This window comes from Verrucomicrobiota bacterium, assembly GCA_021413925.1.
In the GTDB taxonomy this organism is placed as follows: Bacteria; Verrucomicrobiota; Verrucomicrobiia; order Chthoniobacterales; family UBA6821; genus UBA6821.
In genome coordinates, this window is record JAIOPL010000001.1 from 1 (window position 1) to 17,055 (window position 17,055).

Sequence of the window (17,055 nt, forward strand, 5' to 3'; positions counted from 1 at the left end):
CACAAGCGTCCGGTTATAAGTCCCACAGCATCAATTGGTTATTTTTGTGAGGCATGTAAGATTTGAAGTCGGTTTCTGTAAGTAGCTCATGGATAGGAACTTTCTCAAAAGGATGAATGCTCAAAAGCTGGAAGGTTCTGTGGAGTCTGCCAGGGAGTTGGAGCTGCTTGTGGAGGATGGCCACCATCAAGTAAACGGCGACCGCAATCCAGATCTGGCTCTTCACCGCATTGGGGCTCGTACCGAAGTAGTGTTTGATGCGCAGGTGGCCTTTGATCCACTTGAAGAAGAGTTCGATCTGCCATCGCGACTTGTAGAGCTTGGCCACGGTGAGAGCGGGGATCTCCAGGTTGTTGGTGAGGAAGACAAGATGCTTGGCGGTCTCCTTGTCGAAGTAGCGCACCCTGCGCAGAGGATATGGGAAGTCGGCCGCTGCTTTGGGAAGCGATGGAGATCCAATTTGATCGCTGAGAACACCCTCCAAGCAATCCCGAGGGAGCGATCGATGACGGGTGAAGCGAAGATTGCTCTTGGCCCTCGTGACGAAGAAGGCGCCTGCCAAAACGATACGAGCAAGTCGAGCAAAGTCCATGTAGGCGCGATCCATCACATAGAAGGCTCCCGCTTCGAAGAGCAGGTCGTCGAGCCAGTGAACATCGGCCTTGCGGGCTCCGGAGATGTGGATGCATGTCGGGATAGGGCCTCTCAGATCGAGCTGGGTATGCATCTTGATCCCAGCTTTGGTGCTTCGAAAATCGGCCCATGGGAAGAGACTCAGCGAGAGATCGATCGTGGTGGAATCCAGAGCGTAAACCGTGTTCTCCAGTTCCAATCCAAGATCCTCTCCGGCGTAGAGGACACGTGCCTTGCGCATGAGCCCTTTGGCGAGATCTTCCCAGAGTCTCCAGTCCCTCTGCTCGTTGGCATCGGCCAAGGTGGACTTGGCAACTCTCTCTCGAAAACCAAGATGGTAGAGGGCTTCGCTTCGGGCGTTGAGACAGGTGGCGATATCGCGCAGTCCTTCCCTCCAGGTCAGTTGCGCAAAAGCCATACAGATCAACTGCTGTCGGTAACCGAAATGCCGAACTTTGCTCTCCGCGTCGTAGCGTTGGACCAAACGGGAGAGAGTCTGCCAGTGGACCAGATCGAGGACTTGGGAAAGGATGTAGCGGCCGGTGTTCATTGCCACAGATCGTCACCAAACGACTCTCCAAGTTCAAATCCCTCACATCCATTTTGGATCGCAACTCACTCATCTTGAAGTATCAACAAAAACCAATCACCCTCTCAACCGGACACTAGTGAGAGGAATTCACAACTCTGGATGGAAAGCATTATGCCGATGCCACATTGAAGCGTGTAGAGCCTGATGGACTTGTTATCTGTTATCCCGATGGTGTTGCTAAATTGAAGTTCAAGAATCTCACTCCCGGGCTACAAGAAAAATACCAATACAGTCCCGACGCCGAAAAAGAATTCTTAGAAAAAAGTCACGCTGAAGATGTAAAGCGTTCACAAGAAAACCACCACCCCACATCCCATACTCGGGATAGCCACCCCCCCGCATCCCATAATCCGGATAGTTCATTTGTTGCGACTATTCTGAAAAACCAACTTCTTGATGAGAAAATAAAGATTGCAACTTACAACTGTGAATTTATTAAAAAAAGAATTGCTACCCTTGAGAAAGAAATATCAGAGGAAGACAATCAAGAATCATATAAAATAGCTCAAATAAAAGATGATCGAGGATACCCTATGGGATCAAAACTGATTAGATCATCTGGACCAAGTCAGGGCGGCCTTGTTTATCTAAAAGAAGCACTTGAAAAGAAGAAATCAGAACTGCCTATAAAAGAGGCTATCTTAGCTACGCTTCTTGCCGAAAGAAATCCTAATCCTAATCCTAATCCTAATCCTAATCCTAATCCTACTCCTACTCTGCCACCTCCAAGCCTTCTCGAAAAATATGGCCAATATCTACTTTGGTCGCTGCTAGGAATTGCCGGAATTATACTTTTCTTGTGGAGGAAAAGTTGAGTTTTTGAACTCAAATTCTTATTAAGGACCAACCCGCAAGGCTCGCAAGCTTGGATGGAGAGCTATGCCGTTAAGCGAAGCTGTATAAATTATACTGCGAGCACGGACCAACGACGCTATCCGCCAAGATCGCTAGCCTTCCTCTACTCTCTTAGGCGAGATTGAAACACTTCGTATATCCACCGGCGCGGGGCGGCAAAGACACAGGTGATCGTCTGTTTACCGCGAATCGTTTCGTATTCGAAGATCACCCGGTGATAGCCGATGCGGAGTCGATGGAATCCCTCCAGTTCCTCGGCGAGCGTCTTGATGTCACCCTGCTCCTTGGCAAGTCCCTTAATAGCGCAACGCAGGGCGTGACGGGGCTGGGGAGGAAGCTTTCTCAGATACTCCATCACCTCGTCGGTGACGCGGACGCCGATCACAGGGCGTCGAGGGCGGAGACCGGATGGTAGGTGGACTTGCCCTCACGGTGCCTACGAAGAGCGGACATGGCTTTGGGGTCGGCGAGGATCTCCATCGTCTCGGCGATCGCCTCCATCCGGTCGATCGACATCATCACGGCCACCGCGCGACCCTGACGGGTAATCGTGATGGGATGATCCTCAGCCTCCTGGACCACAGAGGAGAAGCGCTGCTGCGCGGTCTTGATTGTGTAAGTGTCGGCCATACCCAAAAGTCATCCTTTTTTTGAAAAAAAGCAAGACCGCCAGACCATCATGGTTCACCGCTTTCCATCCCTTTTATCCCCTTCATCCCTGTGCCCTAACAGTTTTACGAATTCAACATCGCGCGCATTTGGGCGAAGCCGTCAGTAACCTCTTCGTCCGACATCGGGGCTGATAAAATCTCCTCCATACTTCCCGACTCCACCCCCTCGCCGGCCAGCTCCAGGAGGAAGGGGCTGGGAGTGCAGGACATGACGCTGCCGAATTTCCTTCGGGTAGCGCAGTGGGTGATAGTCAGGCGGTGACGGGCGCGGGTGATGCCGACATAGAGTAGTCGGCGCTCCTCTTCGACGGTTCCCTCTGTCTTGGAGCGCTCGTGGGGTAGGAGTCCATCCTCGGCACCGACAAGCCAGACCTCGGGATACTCGAGTCCCTTAGCGGCATGGAGGGTGATGAGGGTGACGCCATCCCTCTCCTCGGCCTTCTCCTCCTCGCGTTCCTGCTCCAGAACTAAGCCGTCGAGGAAGCCGCGGGCACCGTCACGGGGATGGCGCTGGCAATAGCCTGTAAGGGCATTGAGCAGTTCCCGAACATTCTCCTGACGGCTGTCGGCCTCCTGCTCGGTCTTGCAGCTCTTCTTGAGATCCTCGAAGTAGCCGCACTCTTCCAAGATCGCACGCAGGATGGCGGCGGGGTCGGCACCGGGAGTCTGAAGCTGGATGCGATAGGCGCCCCAGTCTTCGGTAAAGCGCTGGATGGCTCCACGTGTCTTGGAAGAACTGACGTCGAGATGCTCCGGATCATTCAGGATCGCCAGGAGGCTCTTTCCGTTCTTGGCGCCGGCTTCGTTGGCCAGCTGAAGCGTCGCGCTGCCGATCCCGCGCGGGGGATTGGCCAGGACACGGAGCAGGGCATTGTCGTCATCGGAATTCAGCAGCGCTCCCAGATAGGCGACGACATCCTTCACCTCGCGGCGGTCGAAGAAACTCTTCCCTCCCACGACGCGGTAGGGAATGCGCCGCTCGCGGAGCATCTCCTCGAACTGACGCGACTGGGCATTCATCCGGTAGAGGATGGCAAAGGAGGTCCAGGGAAGCGCTTTAGAGCTCAGGGGTCCGGAAGCCTGGATCTCGTCGGCAATGAACTCGGCCTCGGTCTTGTCATCCATAGCCGAGAGGATGCGGACGGACTCGCCCTCCTTCCGATCGCTCCAGAGGTTTTTGCCGCGGCGGCGGGAGTTGTTTTTGATGAGGCGGTTCGCCACGGAGAGGATGACGTCGGTGCTGCGGTAGTTCTGCTCGAGCTTGATGACTTCGGGATCGGGAAAATGACGCTCAAACTCCAGCAAGTTTGCTGCCTCGGCCCCACGCCATCCGTAGATGCTCTGGTCGTCGTCGCCCACCACACAGATATTGGGACGTTGATCGGCGGTCAGGAGGCTGACCAGCTCGAGCTGGAGCTTGTTCGTGTCCTGGAACTCGTCGACCAGGATGTGCGTGTACCGGGCACGCCATTCCTCGCGGGCCTCGGGATGATCGCGCAGCAGCGTGCGGGCCTGGAGCAGGAGATCGTCGAAGTCCATCGCGTTGAGGGAGCGGAGCTCGTTCTGGTACTTCGAGAAGAGGCTGCCGAGCGCCGTGTCGGTCGTCTCGGGTTCACTGATGCCGAGGTTCTTGGCCTTGCTGATGATGTTGCGTGCGAGATTGGGATCGAGAGGGCTCTCCTTGTCATGGATACGGGCCGCGATCTTCTTCACCAGGCCGATCTGATCGGACTCGTCGAAGATGCTGAAGTTCTCCTTGTAGCCCAGGAAGTGGGCATGCTTACGGAGGAGTCGCACGCAGAGAGCATGGAACGTCGAGAGCGTGATAAGCTTGGCCTGATCCGATTTCACGGCATTACCGACACGCTCGCGCATCTCCTTGGCGGCCTTGTTGGTGAAGGTCACCGCGAGGATCGAAGAGGGGTCGACTCCCTGCGCCACAAGCCAGGCGATGCGGGCCGTCAGGACGCGGGTCTTCCCGGTGCCAGCCCCCGCAAGGATAAGCATTGGCCCCTCGGGATGGGTGGCAGCGCGGTACTGCTCGGGATTGAGATCAAAGAGTCGGAAGCCGGACACGGAAAATTGGGTATGGGATATCGGGAATAGGTGATGGGGAGATGCAAACTCTAATAGGAAATCTCCACTCAAGGAGGGCAAAAACTTTGCTTCTTTTCTCCGCGCCTCTGCACTTGCTTGCCCGGCCGTTGCTACGCATCCGTTACGGCTGCGGGAGACTTTATTCTTCTGCCTGCAAATGGGCTGCGAATTTCCGGACAATCCTCGGATAGAGCTCGTGCTCAGCGACCTGGATCCGGGTATGGAGCGACTCGGCGGTATCGGCAGGAAGAACGGGAACGCGGCTCTGGCCGAGAATCTTACCCGTATCGACTCCGGCATCGACCAGATGGACGGTGCAACCGGCCTCAGGCACGCCTGCCTCGACGGCCTGACGCCAGGCCTCCAGTCCGCGGAAGTCAGGCAGGAGCGATGGATGGATATTCAGGATGCGGCCGGGGAAGGCATGCAGAAGGGGTTCCTTGATGACTCGCATGAATCCCGCCAGCACGACGAAATCGACCTTGGCCTCCCGGAGCAGGCGGATGATTTCTGCTTCGGCTTCGGGTGACATCTTGGTCCGGAAGGGACCCGGTGAGACAAAGCGACAGGGGGTTTCAAACTCCCGGGCCAGATCCAGAATGCCCGCATGCTCGACATCGGAGAGGACGAGCGCTGGTTGAGCGCCCAAGGTTCCAGACTGAAACGCCTCCGCTAGGGCCCTGAAGTTGGATCCTTTTCCCGATCCCAGAACCCCGAAACGGAGCATGGGCGATTCCCGGGAGGCGGATAAAACAGAAACCCCCGGCATGTGAGCGCCGGGGGTGTTCATCCCTTCTTGATGGGAAGAAAAGAGTGCCTTACTTGGCGGAAGCCTCTGCCGAAACAACGGGATCGACGTTCACTCGGCGACCGGCCTGATCGAATCGTACCTTGCCCTCGATAAGAGACCAGATCGTGTAGTCACGTCCAAGACCGACATTACGGCCGGGAAGGAATTTGGTTCCACGCTGGCGGATGATGATATTCCCGGCGATCACGGTCTGATCGCCGAATTTCTTCACACCGAGGCGTTTGCTTTCGCTATCGCGTCCATTCTTGACGCTTCCCTGTCCTTTTTTATGTGCCATGGCAGTAGGTGGGTTGGATTAAAGGTTTGGTAAAAAAGTGACGAAGATTAGGCGGAGATCTTGGTGATCTTCAGCTCGGTGAGCTGACGGCGATGGCCGACGGTGCGGTGATAACCTTTGCGGCGCTTGAACTTGAAGGCTATCACCTTCTCATCCTTGTACTGATCGACGACCTCGGCCTGAACCGTGGCTCCCGATACGTGCGGTGTGCCAAGGGTGACCTTGTCGCCGTTCACGACGAGGAGGACATCGCTGAAAGTGGTCTCTTTGCCGGTTTCGACAGCGAGCTTCTCGACACTCAGGACGTCTCCTTCGGAGACGCGGTACTGCTTGCCGCCGGTTTGGATGATTGCGTAGGACATGGGAAAATCTTTGGAAAAGGAGTGAGATGATGCCACGGAAGAGTTCGGGAGACAACAACATTTTTGTTTATTTTCCCTCTTGCCCGAATGTCATCTCCCCGTATGATGCCCAACCCATCTAATGCTCGGGTGGTGAAATGGCAGACACGTGCGTTTAAGGGGCGCATGCCGAAAGGCATGAGGGTTCGAGTCCCTCCCCGAGCACCATCTCCAGCCGTTGGCTGGAGAGGGGGAAAGTGAAAGGTAAAAGGTATAAAAGTACCTTGTCGGTCTACCGACCTTAGACCTTCCTACTTTTTACCTTCACGCCAATAGAGTCTCCGCTGGATGATCGGCGATTCCGCTCAGTTCGATCAGTTTCCTGAGTAGAAGCAGCGAGGCCAAGGCATCCGAGAGCGCCTCATGCCATCGGAAATCAGGAAGCAGAGAACGTGCATCCACCTCCAGTGAGAGTTCGCCTACCAGATCGGAGAGCGCATAGGAGGAACGCCCTGGCAGAATCTTACGACTCAGCGTCAGCGTATCGATCCAAGGACCGAATCCATGCATGGGAAAGGCCCGCAGGTAACGCTTTTCCGTTCCGACTCCATGGGCGACCATCCAGCGTCCTCCAAGGCGCTGCTTCAGCTCAGGCCAGAGGGAAAGGAGTTCGGGAGCATTCCGCAGATCCTCATCGCTGATTCCGTGGATCAGTTGAGCGCTCCAAGTCACGGGGCGTAAGGCCTTGAGATAACTCCGATAAAAGGATTCTTGCGATACGGCGAGATCGTGCATCCAGGCAATGCCGATCTGAACGGGAACTCCGGCTTCGTTCGCGCGCTCACCAGCAGATTCAAAATCAAGCGCCGCAAAGGAAAGCTCCCTGACGGTCAGTGCCACGGGAAAGAAGAAGTTACGCTTTGCGGAGCAGCTCCGCCGTCGACTCCCAGTCAAGGCAGGCATCCGTGATCGAGACGCCATAGCGAAGCTTGGAGGGATCACCCTCCAGCGACTGGGCTCCATGCTCGATATGGCTCTCCAGCATCGCTCCGACAATGTCGCCACGACCTCCGCCACGCTGATCCAGGATGCTGTTCCAGACCTCGGGCTGACGCGCCGGATCCTTGCCGCTGTTGGCATGACTGCAATCGATCATGATGGCCGTCGGCACTCCGGCGGCCTTGAGCTTGGCGGCAGCATCAGCGGTCTGATGGGGATGGTAGTTCACCCCGTCGCGTCCGCCACGGAGCACAAGGTGACCGTCGGGATTGCCTGCCGTCTTGATGATGCTGGTCATGCCCTCCTGGTCAATACCGAGAAAACTGTGGGCGCTGCGCGAGGAGCGCATGGCATCGATTGCCGTCTGGATACTGCCGTCCGTGCCATTCTTGAAGCCGACCGGCATCGAGAGGCCGCTGGCCATCTCGCGATGTGTCTGGGACTCCGTAGTTCGCGCCCCGATAGCCGACCAGCTGATCAGGTCCGCGATGTACTGGGGCATAATCGGATCGAGCACCTCGGTGGCTGCGGGCAGGCCAAGAGCCGCGACATCAAGCAGGAGTTGGCGGGCCACTTTGATGCCGTGCTGCATATCGCCGGAGTCGTTCAGGTAAGGATCATTGATAAGCCCCTTCCATCCGACAGTCGTGCGGGGCTTCTCGAAGTAGACGCGCATCACGAGGAAGAGCTTGCCTTCAACCTCTTTGGCTAGTTCCGCAAGTCGGCGCGCGTAGTCGAGTGCGGAGACGGGATCATGGATCGAGCAGGGACCGACGATGACCAGAAGGCGGGGATCCTCGCCACGCAGGATACGGCGGCAGGTCTCACGGTATTCAGTCACCTTGGCAAGGACTTCAGCACTGGCAGGAAGCCTCTCCTTGATCTCGCGGGGAGAAACAAGACGCGTCACACCGCACACACGGGTATTTTCGGTGCGGGGCTTATCGGAAGTGTCTGTCGTGGTCATAGTCGCGCTAAAGTCTCTATTCCGCCTCTTTGGTGGCTTAGGCAGGCTGGATAAGATTCCTGCAGAAGAGATGGATTGCAACTCGCAAAAGGAGGCTTCACCTCCTTGGTCAAAAGTTGGAAAGTGAAAAGTAATAAGGCTCCGGCGCGAAGGGACGGCTCCACCTGCTCCAACTTTCCCACTTTTTACCTTTTAACTTTTCAACTTAAACCTTCATCCTTTCTTCATGCCTTCCTTTGACATTGTTTCAGAAATCGAGCGGATGGAGATCGAGAATGCCGTCAATCAGGCGGTGAAGGAGCTGGCCACCCGGTTCGACTTCAAGGGGAGCAACGTAAAGATCGAACTGACCAAGCCGGAACTCATCACGCTCTCCGCCGAGGATGGCAATAAGCTCAAAGGGGTCCGCGAAATCATGGTGGGAAAGCTCGCAAAACGGGGCGTCGATCTCCGTAATGTCGAACAGAAGGACCCCGATGTCTCCTCGATTGGCAACACCCGCCAGGAGTTCGTGATCACCCAGGGGCTTGAGGGCACCAAGGCAAAGGAGATCACTACGGCCATCAAGGCCGAGAAATTCAAGGTGCAGGCCTCCCTACAGGACCGGCAGGTCCGCGTCACGGGAACCAAGCGGGACGAACTTCAGGAGGTCATCACCTTCCTGAAGGGCAAGGACTTCGGGGTGTCGCTAAGCTTCAAGAACTTCAGAGACTAAGCGACTTAAGAGCCAGCCGTTCTCGCGCAAAGACGCAAAGACGCGGAGGGGAGATGCTGCGGCAACTCTTGTCCGCCTAGCCGATTCCACAAAACCTCCGAATCCAAAAGGCCTAACGTTAAAGGTTGGTTAAAGTTGGTTAGACCGATTCATTCTTGATGACCGCCCTCAACGATCGAGCCATCAAGATGAATGGCACGCCAAACGGTGCGATCCCGAACGATGCCAACAGCATGACAGGATGGAACACGGCTTTGACTCCTGGAATAGCCGGCCAGAGTAAAATAAGGAGTGCTGAACCAAGGAAGTAGATCGCGCCAAGCCACGACAGAACCAGCATCCCAGAAGCTGCCCACATGCGGTGAAATATTCCGCCGATCCCAACGACGATGCCCGCAAGGGCCACCGCCGAGAAGACGGCGAGCTGAACGCGATAGGTCGATTGGGAATGTACCGACGATATCCCAGCCATGACAAACACAACGGGCGCAAGAGCGATCCAGATCATACCGAACGTCCGGAGGCGCCGCCTAGAGTCTTCTGATGTGTTCATGACTGGATCGAACGTCGGAGGTCAGGCGGATGCATGCTTGGCACGGGACGTGCACAGCACGACGCGTGATAGGCATGTATCTTGTGTCTAGCGCCTGGTTGGACGTTTTTTTGTCTTATCATCTTGGCTGCTGTTTCTGCGAAGCAGCCACCATCTGCAATCGGATCATCAGTCGCCTTCCAATCACTTCAGCTTGTCCAGGAGGATAAGCGCTACTCGGTGTTATATTCAGCGCAAAGTAAGTCGACCCGTCTGTTGTGCTACCAGTAACGCTTCCGCCGTAAGTATAGCCGGGTATCGTCCACTCGGAATTGATTTTTTCGAGAAAGGATCCACCGGCAGTGCTTTTCACACGTCCATGAATGACAAATGGAAACTCCGTCGTATCGACTTCCAACTTGTCGACTTTGATACCGAGCGTCTCGGCGAGATCGCAAAAGACGGCCGAAATCTCTTCTGGAGAATACATATGATCAAGGCCTACAGGTGCCGACACTGGCGCTCCGAGGTAAGCCGCAATCGTAGAATTGCCTGAGACAACTGTCGAAGCCTCAGGTGCCGCGATCGGAGATGCTGGCTTGGACGGCGAGACATCGCGAAGCACTTTGCGCTCTTGCAACGCAGAACGAAGTGCTTCTCGGTCATGCTGAGCAGCTTTTTGAGCATGCGATAGATCAGCCCGCAGAGTCGCAATCTCGGCTTCGTTTGCCGGCTGATCGCGCGGCCATGAAACTAGCAATGACGATGTAATGATCGCACCGCTGACCAATCCGACTCCAAATGTGATGGAAGATTTCATAGGTGATTAACGCTCTTTTATAGTGACCTTGTGTGCCTAACGTATTTTAGAACACCATGTCATTCTATTGCTCTAAGCCCCTAACAGCCTAACAGTCTTCAGCCTAAACCCCTATGCATCCCCGAGGTGCTTTCCGGGGACTAGGTAGTTGCGGACGTAGTCGCCCACGGATTCCTCAAGCGTGGTAGAGGGAGTCGTCCAGCCAGTGGCGCGGAGGCGACTGACATCGGCGCAGGTGTGGTACTGGTACTGGTTCCGGATGTGATCCGGCATGTCGATGAATTCGATCTCGGGCTTGCGATCGAGCGCTTTGAAGAGAGCCGTCGCGAGATCGATCCAGCTACGGGGGGTGCCGGTGCCGATATTGAAGAGGCCGTTGGCCGAGGGTGTGTCGGCGAGGTGGAGGGTCATGGCGACCGCATCCTTCACATAGACGAAGTCGCGTACCTGCTCTCCATCGCGATAGTCGGGGCGGTGGCTCTTGAAGAGGCGGACCTTGCCGGTCTCGAGGATCTGCTCGTAAGCCTTGGAGACGAGGCTGCGCATCTCTCCCTTGTGCCCTTCGTTCGGCCCAAAGACGTTGAAGTATTTGATGCCGACCATCCGGTCGAGCCATCCGTTGTGCTTCGCATGCAGATCGAAGAGGTGCTTTGAGTAGCCGTAGGCATTGAGCGGGCGGAATGACTCGAGCTGATCCGTCCCGTCGTCCATGCCGCGCGTCCCGTCGCCGTAGGTGGCGGCGGAGCTGGCGTAGACGAAGCGGATGCCGCGCTGCAGCGACCACTGGGCGAGGCGCTTGGTGTAGCCGAAGTTATTCTCCATCAGATAGCCGGCATCGGTCTCGGTGGTGGCCGAGCAGGCGCCGAGATGGAAGATGGTGCGGATGGAGTCGAGGCTCTCCGGCTCGCACTCAAGCCGGTCGAGGAAGGCATCGGCCTGCATGTAGTCGTCGAATCGGAGCGGGGAGAGATTTTTCCACTTCGCATCCTTGCCCAGCACATCGGTCACGAGGATGTCCTCTCGGCCGCGCTGGTTCAGGGCATGGATGAGGGCGCTGCCGATTAGGCCTGCGCCGCCGGTGACAAGGATGGATGGGGACATGGGATAGGCTATTTTTTTGCTGTGGCGAGGCCACTCTCATCGAGCTCCTCCTGAAAGATCTGTGTCTTATCCCCGTAGACGCTCTTGGCTACATCGATGAGTCGGGAGGCCTTGTCAGAATCGCCCGCCTTATAGGAGCGTGCCGCCAAGGCAAAGTACCAAGCGGGGGTGTTGCTTGGGATTGGCGAGTCGAAAAGCCGCCTTTCCAGTGCTGGATCAGAACCCTGAATCAGTAAGAGAAGAAGGAGTTTGTACTCCACCAGCTCGTTGTTGGGTTGTTCGATCAGAAGGTTCCGGAAATAGGCAATCGCAGGATCCCACTCCTGCTGGAGTGACAGTAAGGCGCCGATGTTGTACCGGGCAGGAAAGAAACCGGGTGATGCCTTCAGAGCCCCCTCATAGCAGAGTTGGGCTCCAGCGTAATCCTTGGTCTTGGTGAGAATCGCACCCTTCAGATTCAAGACAGTCGGGTCTTCGGGACGCAATTGAAGCGCTGGCCCGAGATCGGAAAGGGCTTTCTTATAATCCTTCTTCTCCAAGGCGACCGAGGAGGCTCGGATGGAGGCATCGGCATCCAAACCCGAAACCTGAACCGCCAGCGCCCTGGATGCCGAAAGGCATAGGAACAAAAGCACTGCGATTCCAGCGGACAAAAACCGAAAAGTCTTGGGCATCGACCTGCTCATGTTCAACGATTGAGAAGCATGGAGATAGCACGTCCAATATGGCAACAAGATCTTGGAGAAACTAAAGAACCCCAGTTTGCAAAAGGCTGGTTTCGCCGGGTGATTTTCCAAGCCGCGGTTCTGATCCTTTTTTTCTGCCTGATCTCCGGCCTTGGCCTTAACGCAAGGGGCGACCAATCATTCGCCGTGGCACTTCCGGAGCTGGAGGGACCGGTAACGCTCGGGATCTTCTCCGAAGAGGGGGCCCTCCTACGGCTCCTCTATAGCGATGCACCTGTGGAATCGATTCCCGCCGGGCTCAACGGCCTCATCATGACCTGGGATCAAAAAGATGATCAGGGGAGACCGGTGCCAGCAGGAAACTATATCGCGAAGGGCTTAGTTCACGGCCCCCTAACTGTCTCCAGCCTGCCGTTCTCGGAACGCCGCAATGGTCTAATGCCGCCTGAAGAGCCCCTTGCGCTTTCACACATGCCTTTGATCAAAAACGCGATCACTGTTCGCGCGGCCAGAGACGCGTTGCTGGAAAAAAGCCCTCCTCTTTCAGTCAGAGCAAGCCTTAGAAAAAACACCTGCATCCTTGCTGTGGAGGGCCTTCCCATCCTTTCGGTTCCCCTGCTCCCACTTGGAAACGAGGATTTTCATCAAAGCGTCCGCCTTGCCCATAGCATGAAGGAGGGAAGCGCCCGCCTCATGGTCGAGGATCTCAGGGGAATAACTACCTATGAGATCATAGGACTGGACCGACTGGTTCCCCTCTCCGCAGGAAAGCTGGAAGTCTCTCCGGATGCTTTCCATTCGTCGCCGCCTGCTGGAGAATCCGTCCCATGAACGCACTCCGGATCATGCTCACGCTGATAGCCCTGCCGATGGCGGGAGGAGTCGCCGTTGCTCAGCAACAGACGCTCAAGGAAATCAAAATCCCCTACTCGTTAACGTGGGGGGACAGCATCGACAAGGTCCGCGAGATGATCAATGCGGTGAAGGCCCATGAAACCTCCTGCACCGAGAAATCGATCGGCAAAGTCGTTCTGGAAGCCGATGGCCTGAGCATTGGCGACAAGTTGCTGAAAAAGTCGCTCTTCAACTTCAAGGATGGCTCCCTTATCGAGATAGAGCTTCACTATGACGACCCCTCCTGGGATGCCGAGAAGACGGTCGACTTCTTCGATCGCACCAGACGCCGCATTGACGAACGCTACGGCCCCGGCACTCTTCTGGTGAACAAGGTAAAGGAACATCCCCCAGGGGACAATATTCCGAAGGAAACCACCTACACACTGATTATCTATCAATGGAGTCAGCCGACGGTGAACCTTGAGCTGAACTACTATAGCGTCGAGGAGAGGGATAAATCCCTGCGCCTAGTCTCCCTCCACTACAAGACGCCGTGATGGGGAAAGGGCTATTAGGCTGAAGACTATTAGACTGTTATAACCTAGCACCCTCGGGGGCTTCCCCCTACCTCTACCTCTCCCAGCCTTCAATTTTGTAAACTTTTCCGAGGAGCTTTCGCTCCGTGGCACCCGAGTCGGGTTCGAACCAGACCTCAAACCGTGCGGCGTAAGGTTTCCCCCAGTCCCCCTCATAGATCGTGAAGTGGGTGTTGGAGAGGAAGAGTTCGTTGGGATCTGACGACCATCCGACCCATTCGTTGCTTCGCTCCTTGAGTTTGGTCTCTGAGAGAGGCGTCCCTTTGGTCACCTCAAAGGCCTTGAGGTAGATTCTTCCGGGTTCACCGGGGTTCACGCGGATGAGGGATTCGTAGATGCCCGGTTGCATGCCGTTACGAAGATCGAGTGACGGGGAACCCCGCGTGATGGCTCCGGGAGGCAGAATGGATCTCATGGTCTTTTCACTGGGATCGGCCGCCAGCGGGGCGATTTCCTTCTCGAGAAAAGCAAGGGAGGCTTTGGTGAGACGACGCTCTGTCCCGGCCGACTCTTCAAAGACCTCGATGGCCAAGGGCGCTGTCGATATAATGGTGTGGCTATTGTCGGTTCCGTTCCCCGAGGAGACGAGGGCCAAAGCGCTCTCCCCCTCCTTCAGGAGGGTGGTGTTTTTGTCACCTCTCCACCAGGGTTGCTTGTCGAGGCCGAGGGTCAGGCGTGTCTGGAAGTAGGGGATCCCCGATTTCTCAAACATGTCGATGACATTCCGGGTGTAGTAGCCATGGAGTTCCCATCCCCAGTCGGGACCGACGGCCCAACGTCGGGTGGCGAAGCGTTTGCCATGTTCCTGGAAGACTCGCCAGCTGGGACTGGAGGCGAGATAGCGTTTCAGGAGATCCGGGTGATTGGTGGCCAGATCGATAAGCGACGGAAGTCGGGCCGTGATGGTCGGGTCCTCGCTTGGCTGTTGAGAGAGGGATTCGAGGAGACTTTTTTGGAAGAGATCAATCGCGCTTCCCGGCTCATGGGGACGCTCGGAGAGAGGAAGCGCAACCTCGATGTTGGTCGGGATGGTCAGATTGCCCGCGAAGTCGTCCTTATCCGCGAACATAAGGATGAATGAGCCGACGATCGCTAGGGCCAGGCCGACCGGGATCGTCAGGAAATGAAGGATCCCCCGTAGCCACTGTTTTTTGAACAGGTTCCACAGTGTGCTTCCAAGGAGTCCGAGGAGGCCGAGCAGGAAGAGAACGGCAAATGCGTTCGTGATCAAAGAAAGGCGCCTTGGTTCAAAGAATGTGCAGGTGAGGCCCATCGAGAGCGACAGCAGCGGCATCACCGGAGCCAGCCACCAACTGCGGAGATAGAAGGAGTAGTAATGGCGCAGGGCTTTCATCGGGCGATCAACGAACTTGTCAGCACGATGAGGAAGATATGCTACTAGCACAAGGCGTCGATTTTTTACCTAACAGCCTACAGCCTAAAAGGCTAACAGCCTTCGGGGTCTTACGATCCCGATCACGCTATCTCCACCGGGCACTCTGGCAGAGCCTTGAGGAAGGCCTTGCCGTAGGGACGCGAAAGAATGCGGCTGTCTAGGATCACGATGGAGCCTCGATCCTTAGAGCTACGGATGAGCCTTCCGACTCCCTGCCGCAGTTTCAGGATCGCCTCGGGCAATGAATAGGTCTGAAAGGGATCGCCCCCCGCGGACTCGATCTCCTCCAACTTCGCCTCGGTGAGGGGATGGTCGGGGGTCACGAACGGCAATCTGGTGATGATCACGCTGGAGAGAGACTCGCCAGGCAGGTCAACACCCGTCCAGAAGCTATCAGTCCCGAACAGGACGCTCTCCCCGTCCTCGCGAAAGCTTTCCAGCATGCGCGAACGCGAGAGTCCTCCTCCCTGCACGATGAGATTCCATCCTTTCTTCTCAAAGAAATCTCCCATCCGGGCGGCGACGGACTGCATTGTCCGGTGGCTTGTAAAGAGGACAAAGGCCCGTGCGCGACTCTCCTCCGTGAAGTGGCTAATCCATGTGGCTAGCGATTCCTCGTACGAGGGATCCTTCGGCTCAGGCATCTTGCGTACGAGATGCAGCTTCATCTGCTTTGAGTAATCGAACGGGGAACCGAGTTGCAGCGAAGGCACCTCCAGCGCGCCGACACGACCCCGGAAATAATCGAGTTCGGAAGATCCGACCGAAAGAGTCGCGCTGGTCATGACCGCAGTACTGCCTTCGCGAAAAAGGAGCCGTCCCAAGAGCGGTGCCACGGCCACTGGTGCCGCATGCAAACTGCACCAGGAGGCAGCCTTACCGTTCCGCTCCACCCAGTAGACATGGCCCGGCTCGCTCTGTGAGAGGAAATCGACGAGCCCTGCCCTGGATGTCCTGAGTCTCGAAGCGACTTCGGAAAGTTCCCCCTTCAGCCCCTCCTCCTCTGCCTTCCCGGCGGCTGCGCCGGCGGAATCCGCCAAGCGCGCCAAACTTTCGGAGAGAGGACTCCCGGACACGGCCTCGATAAGATCGGCCGACTGATCCCCGCGCACGCGGCATTCCCTTCCCTGCCGGAAGGTGCAGGCTCCAGCGATCGAGTCAAAGAATCGGTCAATTTCAGGAATCAGATCTGCAGCAGTGCTGATCCCCTCGTTGTGCCTGGCCTGCTGGAGAAGCCCCTTCCGGGTCCTCGGGTTGTAGAGACGCTGGATCGACTGCCGCAGACCGTACTGCGAGAGGGAAAAACCGAGATGCCGTGAGGCTACCTGCTCGACAGTGTGGGCCTCGTCAAAGATCACGAAATCATCAGGAAAGAGATAACCGATTCCCTCGTCCTCGGGGTCTCCGAGGAGAGTGAAGAAGAGGGTGTGATTGAGCACGAGGACCTGTGCCGACTGGGCACGGCGGCGTGCCGACTGATAGAAGCATCCGGAGTCACGACCGCAGGTCTTGGGTGTACAGAGATGCTGCTCGCTGCAGACTTGGGCCCAGAGTTGTTGTGCAGGCTCGAAGGGAAGATCACTGAGCGATCCGTCAGAGGTCGTCGCGGCCCACTCCCGGATGCGTTCCAGCTCCGGCTTCTCCTCGGTGGTGAAGAGATCGCTGCCATGGCGAAGAGCGCGGGCAAGCCGGGTGGGGCAGACATAGTTCTGACGACCCTTGAGCAGGACTGCCTCGAACTCCTCCCCTATCAGTCCTCGCACTAGGGGGACATCTTTGTAAAGCAGCTGTTCCTGAAGGTTGATGGTATGGGTGCTGATCAGGGCCTTCCGTCCCGTTCTGATGGCATGAAGGACTGAGGGGATCAAGTAGGCGAGGGATTTTCCGACACCGGTTCCGGCCTCAACCACAAAATGGGAGCGATCTGCCAATGCCCCGGCCACCCCTTCCGCCATGCGCTGCTGCTCGGGACGCCATTCAAACCCCCGGATCGAGGCAAGCGAACCCTTCGGCCCGAAGAGTTCCGCAATCTCACGCGCAAAGCCTCCAGTCACAGGCGGAGCGCCGGGAGTAAGCTCTTCATTGATGGAAATCATGGGTTCGGTCGTGATGGCAGGGTGTTTACGATT

The 17,055-nt window shown here is 56.5% G+C and carries 19 protein-coding genes and 1 tRNA gene; 5 read left to right on the forward strand and 15 right to left on the reverse strand.

The annotated features are described in order from the left end of the window. Nucleotides 1-13: 13 nt before the first annotated feature. Nucleotides 14-1,183 (reverse strand): IS4 family transposase, encoded by a 1,170-nt coding sequence (locus K8R57_00005; GenBank protein ID MCE9586684.1) that lies wholly within the window; start codon nucleotides 1,181-1,183, stop codon nucleotides 14-16. A gap of 167 nt (nucleotides 1,184-1,350) precedes the next feature. Between K8R57_00005 and K8R57_00010 the strand changes: the two genes are divergently transcribed. Continuing rightward, the gene (locus tag K8R57_00010; protein ID MCE9586685.1) at nucleotides 1,351-2,040 is read left to right on the forward strand and encodes a hypothetical protein; all 690 of its coding nucleotides are present in this window, start codon (nucleotides 1,351-1,353) and stop codon (nucleotides 2,038-2,040) included. A 143-nt stretch (nucleotides 2,041-2,183) separates the two neighbouring features. Here K8R57_00010 and K8R57_00015 read toward each other — a convergent pair whose 3' ends face one another. From K8R57_00015 to rplU, 6 genes are all read right to left on the reverse strand, one after another. Then, the gene (locus K8R57_00015) at nucleotides 2,184-2,465 is read right to left on the reverse strand and encodes a hypothetical protein (GenBank protein MCE9586686.1); all 282 of its coding nucleotides are present in this window, start codon (nucleotides 2,463-2,465) and stop codon (nucleotides 2,184-2,186) included. After that, the gene (locus tag K8R57_00020; GenBank protein MCE9586687.1) at nucleotides 2,462-2,710 is read right to left on the reverse strand and encodes a type II toxin-antitoxin system prevent-host-death family antitoxin; all 249 of its coding nucleotides are present in this window, start codon (nucleotides 2,708-2,710) and stop codon (nucleotides 2,462-2,464) included. Before K8R57_00020 ends, K8R57_00015 begins: the two co-directional genes overlap by 4 nt. A 104-nt stretch (nucleotides 2,711-2,814) precedes the next feature. Further along, nucleotides 2,815-4,827, reverse strand: coding sequence for a UvrD-helicase domain-containing protein (locus K8R57_00025; protein ID MCE9586688.1), 2,013 nt, complete (start codon nucleotides 4,825-4,827; stop codon nucleotides 2,815-2,817). Between the two features lie 160 nt (nucleotides 4,828-4,987). Next, on the reverse strand, nucleotides 4,988-5,617 hold the full coding sequence (gene purN / locus K8R57_00030; GenBank protein MCE9586689.1) for a phosphoribosylglycinamide formyltransferase: 630 nt from the start codon (nucleotides 5,615-5,617) through the stop codon (nucleotides 4,988-4,990). A 49-nt stretch (nucleotides 5,618-5,666) separates the two neighbouring features. Continuing rightward, nucleotides 5,667-5,936, reverse strand: coding sequence for a 50S ribosomal protein L27 (gene rpmA / locus K8R57_00035; protein MCE9586690.1), 270 nt, complete (start codon nucleotides 5,934-5,936; stop codon nucleotides 5,667-5,669). 47 nt (nucleotides 5,937-5,983) lie between these two features. Beyond that, on the reverse strand, nucleotides 5,984-6,298 hold the full coding sequence (gene rplU, locus K8R57_00040) for a 50S ribosomal protein L21 (GenBank protein MCE9586691.1): 315 nt from the start codon (nucleotides 6,296-6,298) through the stop codon (nucleotides 5,984-5,986). A 123-nt stretch (nucleotides 6,299-6,421) separates the two neighbouring features. Between rplU and K8R57_00045 the strand changes: the two genes are divergently transcribed. After that, nucleotides 6,422-6,505 (forward strand) — tRNA-Leu (locus K8R57_00045). A gap of 96 nt (nucleotides 6,506-6,601) precedes the next feature. Here K8R57_00045 and K8R57_00050 read toward each other — a convergent pair. Further along, complete coding sequence (locus tag K8R57_00050) at nucleotides 6,602-7,240, reverse strand: 3'-5' exonuclease (protein ID MCE9586692.1); 639 nt, start codon at nucleotides 7,238-7,240, stop codon at nucleotides 6,602-6,604. Next, nucleotides 7,191-8,243: a 3-deoxy-7-phosphoheptulonate synthase gene (locus K8R57_00055; protein ID MCE9586693.1), complete on the reverse strand. Its 1,053-nt coding sequence runs from the start codon at nucleotides 8,241-8,243 to the stop codon at nucleotides 7,191-7,193. Before K8R57_00055 ends, K8R57_00050 begins: the two co-directional genes overlap by 50 nt. 226 nt (nucleotides 8,244-8,469) lie before the next feature. Here K8R57_00055 and K8R57_00060 point away from each other — a divergent pair, with 226 nt between their 5' ends. Then, nucleotides 8,470-8,958 (forward strand): YajQ family cyclic di-GMP-binding protein, encoded by a 489-nt coding sequence (locus K8R57_00060; protein ID MCE9586694.1) that lies wholly within the window; start codon nucleotides 8,470-8,472, stop codon nucleotides 8,956-8,958. Nucleotides 8,959-9,097: 139 nt separating this feature from the next. On the opposite strand, the gene K8R57_00065 is transcribed toward K8R57_00060, so the two are convergent. The 4 genes from K8R57_00065 to K8R57_00080 all read right to left on the reverse strand — a co-directional run bounded on the left by K8R57_00065 (nucleotide 9,098) and on the right by K8R57_00080 (nucleotide 12,085). Then, nucleotides 9,098-9,511: a hypothetical protein gene (locus tag K8R57_00065; GenBank protein MCE9586695.1), complete on the reverse strand. Its 414-nt coding sequence runs from the start codon at nucleotides 9,509-9,511 to the stop codon at nucleotides 9,098-9,100. Nucleotides 9,512-9,629: 118 nt separating this feature from the next. Next, nucleotides 9,630-10,310, reverse strand: a complete 681-nt coding sequence (locus tag K8R57_00070; GenBank protein MCE9586696.1) for a hypothetical protein — start codon at nucleotides 10,308-10,310, stop codon at nucleotides 9,630-9,632. Between the two features lie 111 nt (nucleotides 10,311-10,421). Beyond that, entirely contained in the window at nucleotides 10,422-11,411 is a 990-nt protein-coding gene (gene rfaD / locus K8R57_00075) for an ADP-glyceromanno-heptose 6-epimerase (protein MCE9586697.1), read from the reverse strand. 8 nt (nucleotides 11,412-11,419) lie between these two features. Continuing rightward, nucleotides 11,420-12,085, reverse strand: a complete 666-nt coding sequence (locus K8R57_00080; GenBank protein MCE9586698.1) for a tetratricopeptide repeat protein — start codon at nucleotides 12,083-12,085, stop codon at nucleotides 11,420-11,422. 111 nt (nucleotides 12,086-12,196) lie between these two features. Between K8R57_00080 and K8R57_00085 the strand changes: the two genes are divergently transcribed. Beyond that, entirely contained in the window at nucleotides 12,197-12,928 is a 732-nt protein-coding gene (locus K8R57_00085; protein ID MCE9586699.1) for a hypothetical protein, read from the forward strand. Beyond that, nucleotides 12,925-13,491: a hypothetical protein gene (locus K8R57_00090; protein ID MCE9586700.1), complete on the forward strand. Its 567-nt coding sequence runs from the start codon at nucleotides 12,925-12,927 to the stop codon at nucleotides 13,489-13,491. The genes K8R57_00085 and K8R57_00090 overlap by 4 nt, the downstream gene beginning before the upstream one ends. 73 nt (nucleotides 13,492-13,564) lie before the next feature. Here K8R57_00090 and K8R57_00095 read toward each other — a convergent pair whose 3' ends face one another. Continuing rightward, nucleotides 13,565-14,884: a hypothetical protein gene (locus tag K8R57_00095; GenBank protein MCE9586701.1), complete on the reverse strand. Its 1,320-nt coding sequence runs from the start codon at nucleotides 14,882-14,884 to the stop codon at nucleotides 13,565-13,567. Between the two features lie 122 nt (nucleotides 14,885-15,006). After that, entirely contained in the window at nucleotides 15,007-17,022 is a 2,016-nt protein-coding gene (locus K8R57_00100; GenBank protein ID MCE9586702.1) for an ATP-dependent DNA helicase, read from the reverse strand. Nucleotides 17,023-17,055: the final 33 nt, after the last annotated feature.

Coding starts and splice junctions, on each gene's coding strand:
- K8R57_00005 (MCE9586684.1), bottom strand. CDS start 1,183: ATGAACACCGGCCGCTACATCCTTTCCCAAGTCCTCGATCTGGTCCAC.
- K8R57_00020 (MCE9586687.1), bottom strand. CDS start 2,710: ATGGCCGACACTTACACAATCAAGACCGCGCAGCAGCGCTTCTCCTCT.
- purN (MCE9586689.1), bottom strand. CDS start 5,617: ATGCCGGGGGTTTCTGTTTTATCCGCCTCCCGGGAATCGCCCATGCTC.
- rpmA (MCE9586690.1), bottom strand. CDS start 5,936: ATGGCACATAAAAAAGGACAGGGAAGCGTCAAGAATGGACGCGATAGC.
- rplU (MCE9586691.1), bottom strand. CDS start 6,298: ATGTCCTACGCAATCATCCAAACCGGCGGCAAGCAGTACCGCGTCTCC.
- K8R57_00050 (MCE9586692.1), bottom strand. CDS start 7,240: ATGCCTGCCTTGACTGGGAGTCGACGGCGGAGCTGCTCCGCAAAGCGT.
- K8R57_00055 (MCE9586693.1), bottom strand. CDS start 8,243: ATGACCACGACAGACACTTCCGATAAGCCCCGCACCGAAAATACCCGT.
- K8R57_00060 (MCE9586694.1), top strand. CDS start 8,470: ATGCCTTCCTTTGACATTGTTTCAGAAATCGAGCGGATGGAGATCGAG.
- K8R57_00065 (MCE9586695.1), bottom strand. CDS start 9,511: ATGAACACATCAGAAGACTCTAGGCGGCGCCTCCGGACGTTCGGTATG.
- K8R57_00070 (MCE9586696.1), bottom strand. CDS start 10,310: ATGAAATCTTCCATCACATTTGGAGTCGGATTGGTCAGCGGTGCGATC.
- rfaD (MCE9586697.1), bottom strand. CDS start 11,411: ATGTCCCCATCCATCCTTGTCACCGGCGGCGCAGGCCTAATCGGCAGC.
- K8R57_00080 (MCE9586698.1), bottom strand. CDS start 12,085: ATGCCCAAGACTTTTCGGTTTTTGTCCGCTGGAATCGCAGTGCTTTTG.
- K8R57_00090 (MCE9586700.1), top strand. CDS start 12,925: ATGAACGCACTCCGGATCATGCTCACGCTGATAGCCCTGCCGATGGCG.
- K8R57_00095 (MCE9586701.1), bottom strand. CDS start 14,884: ATGAAAGCCCTGCGCCATTACTACTCCTTCTATCTCCGCAGTTGGTGG.
- K8R57_00100 (MCE9586702.1), bottom strand. CDS start 17,022: ATGATTTCCATCAATGAAGAGCTTACTCCCGGCGCTCCGCCTGTGACT.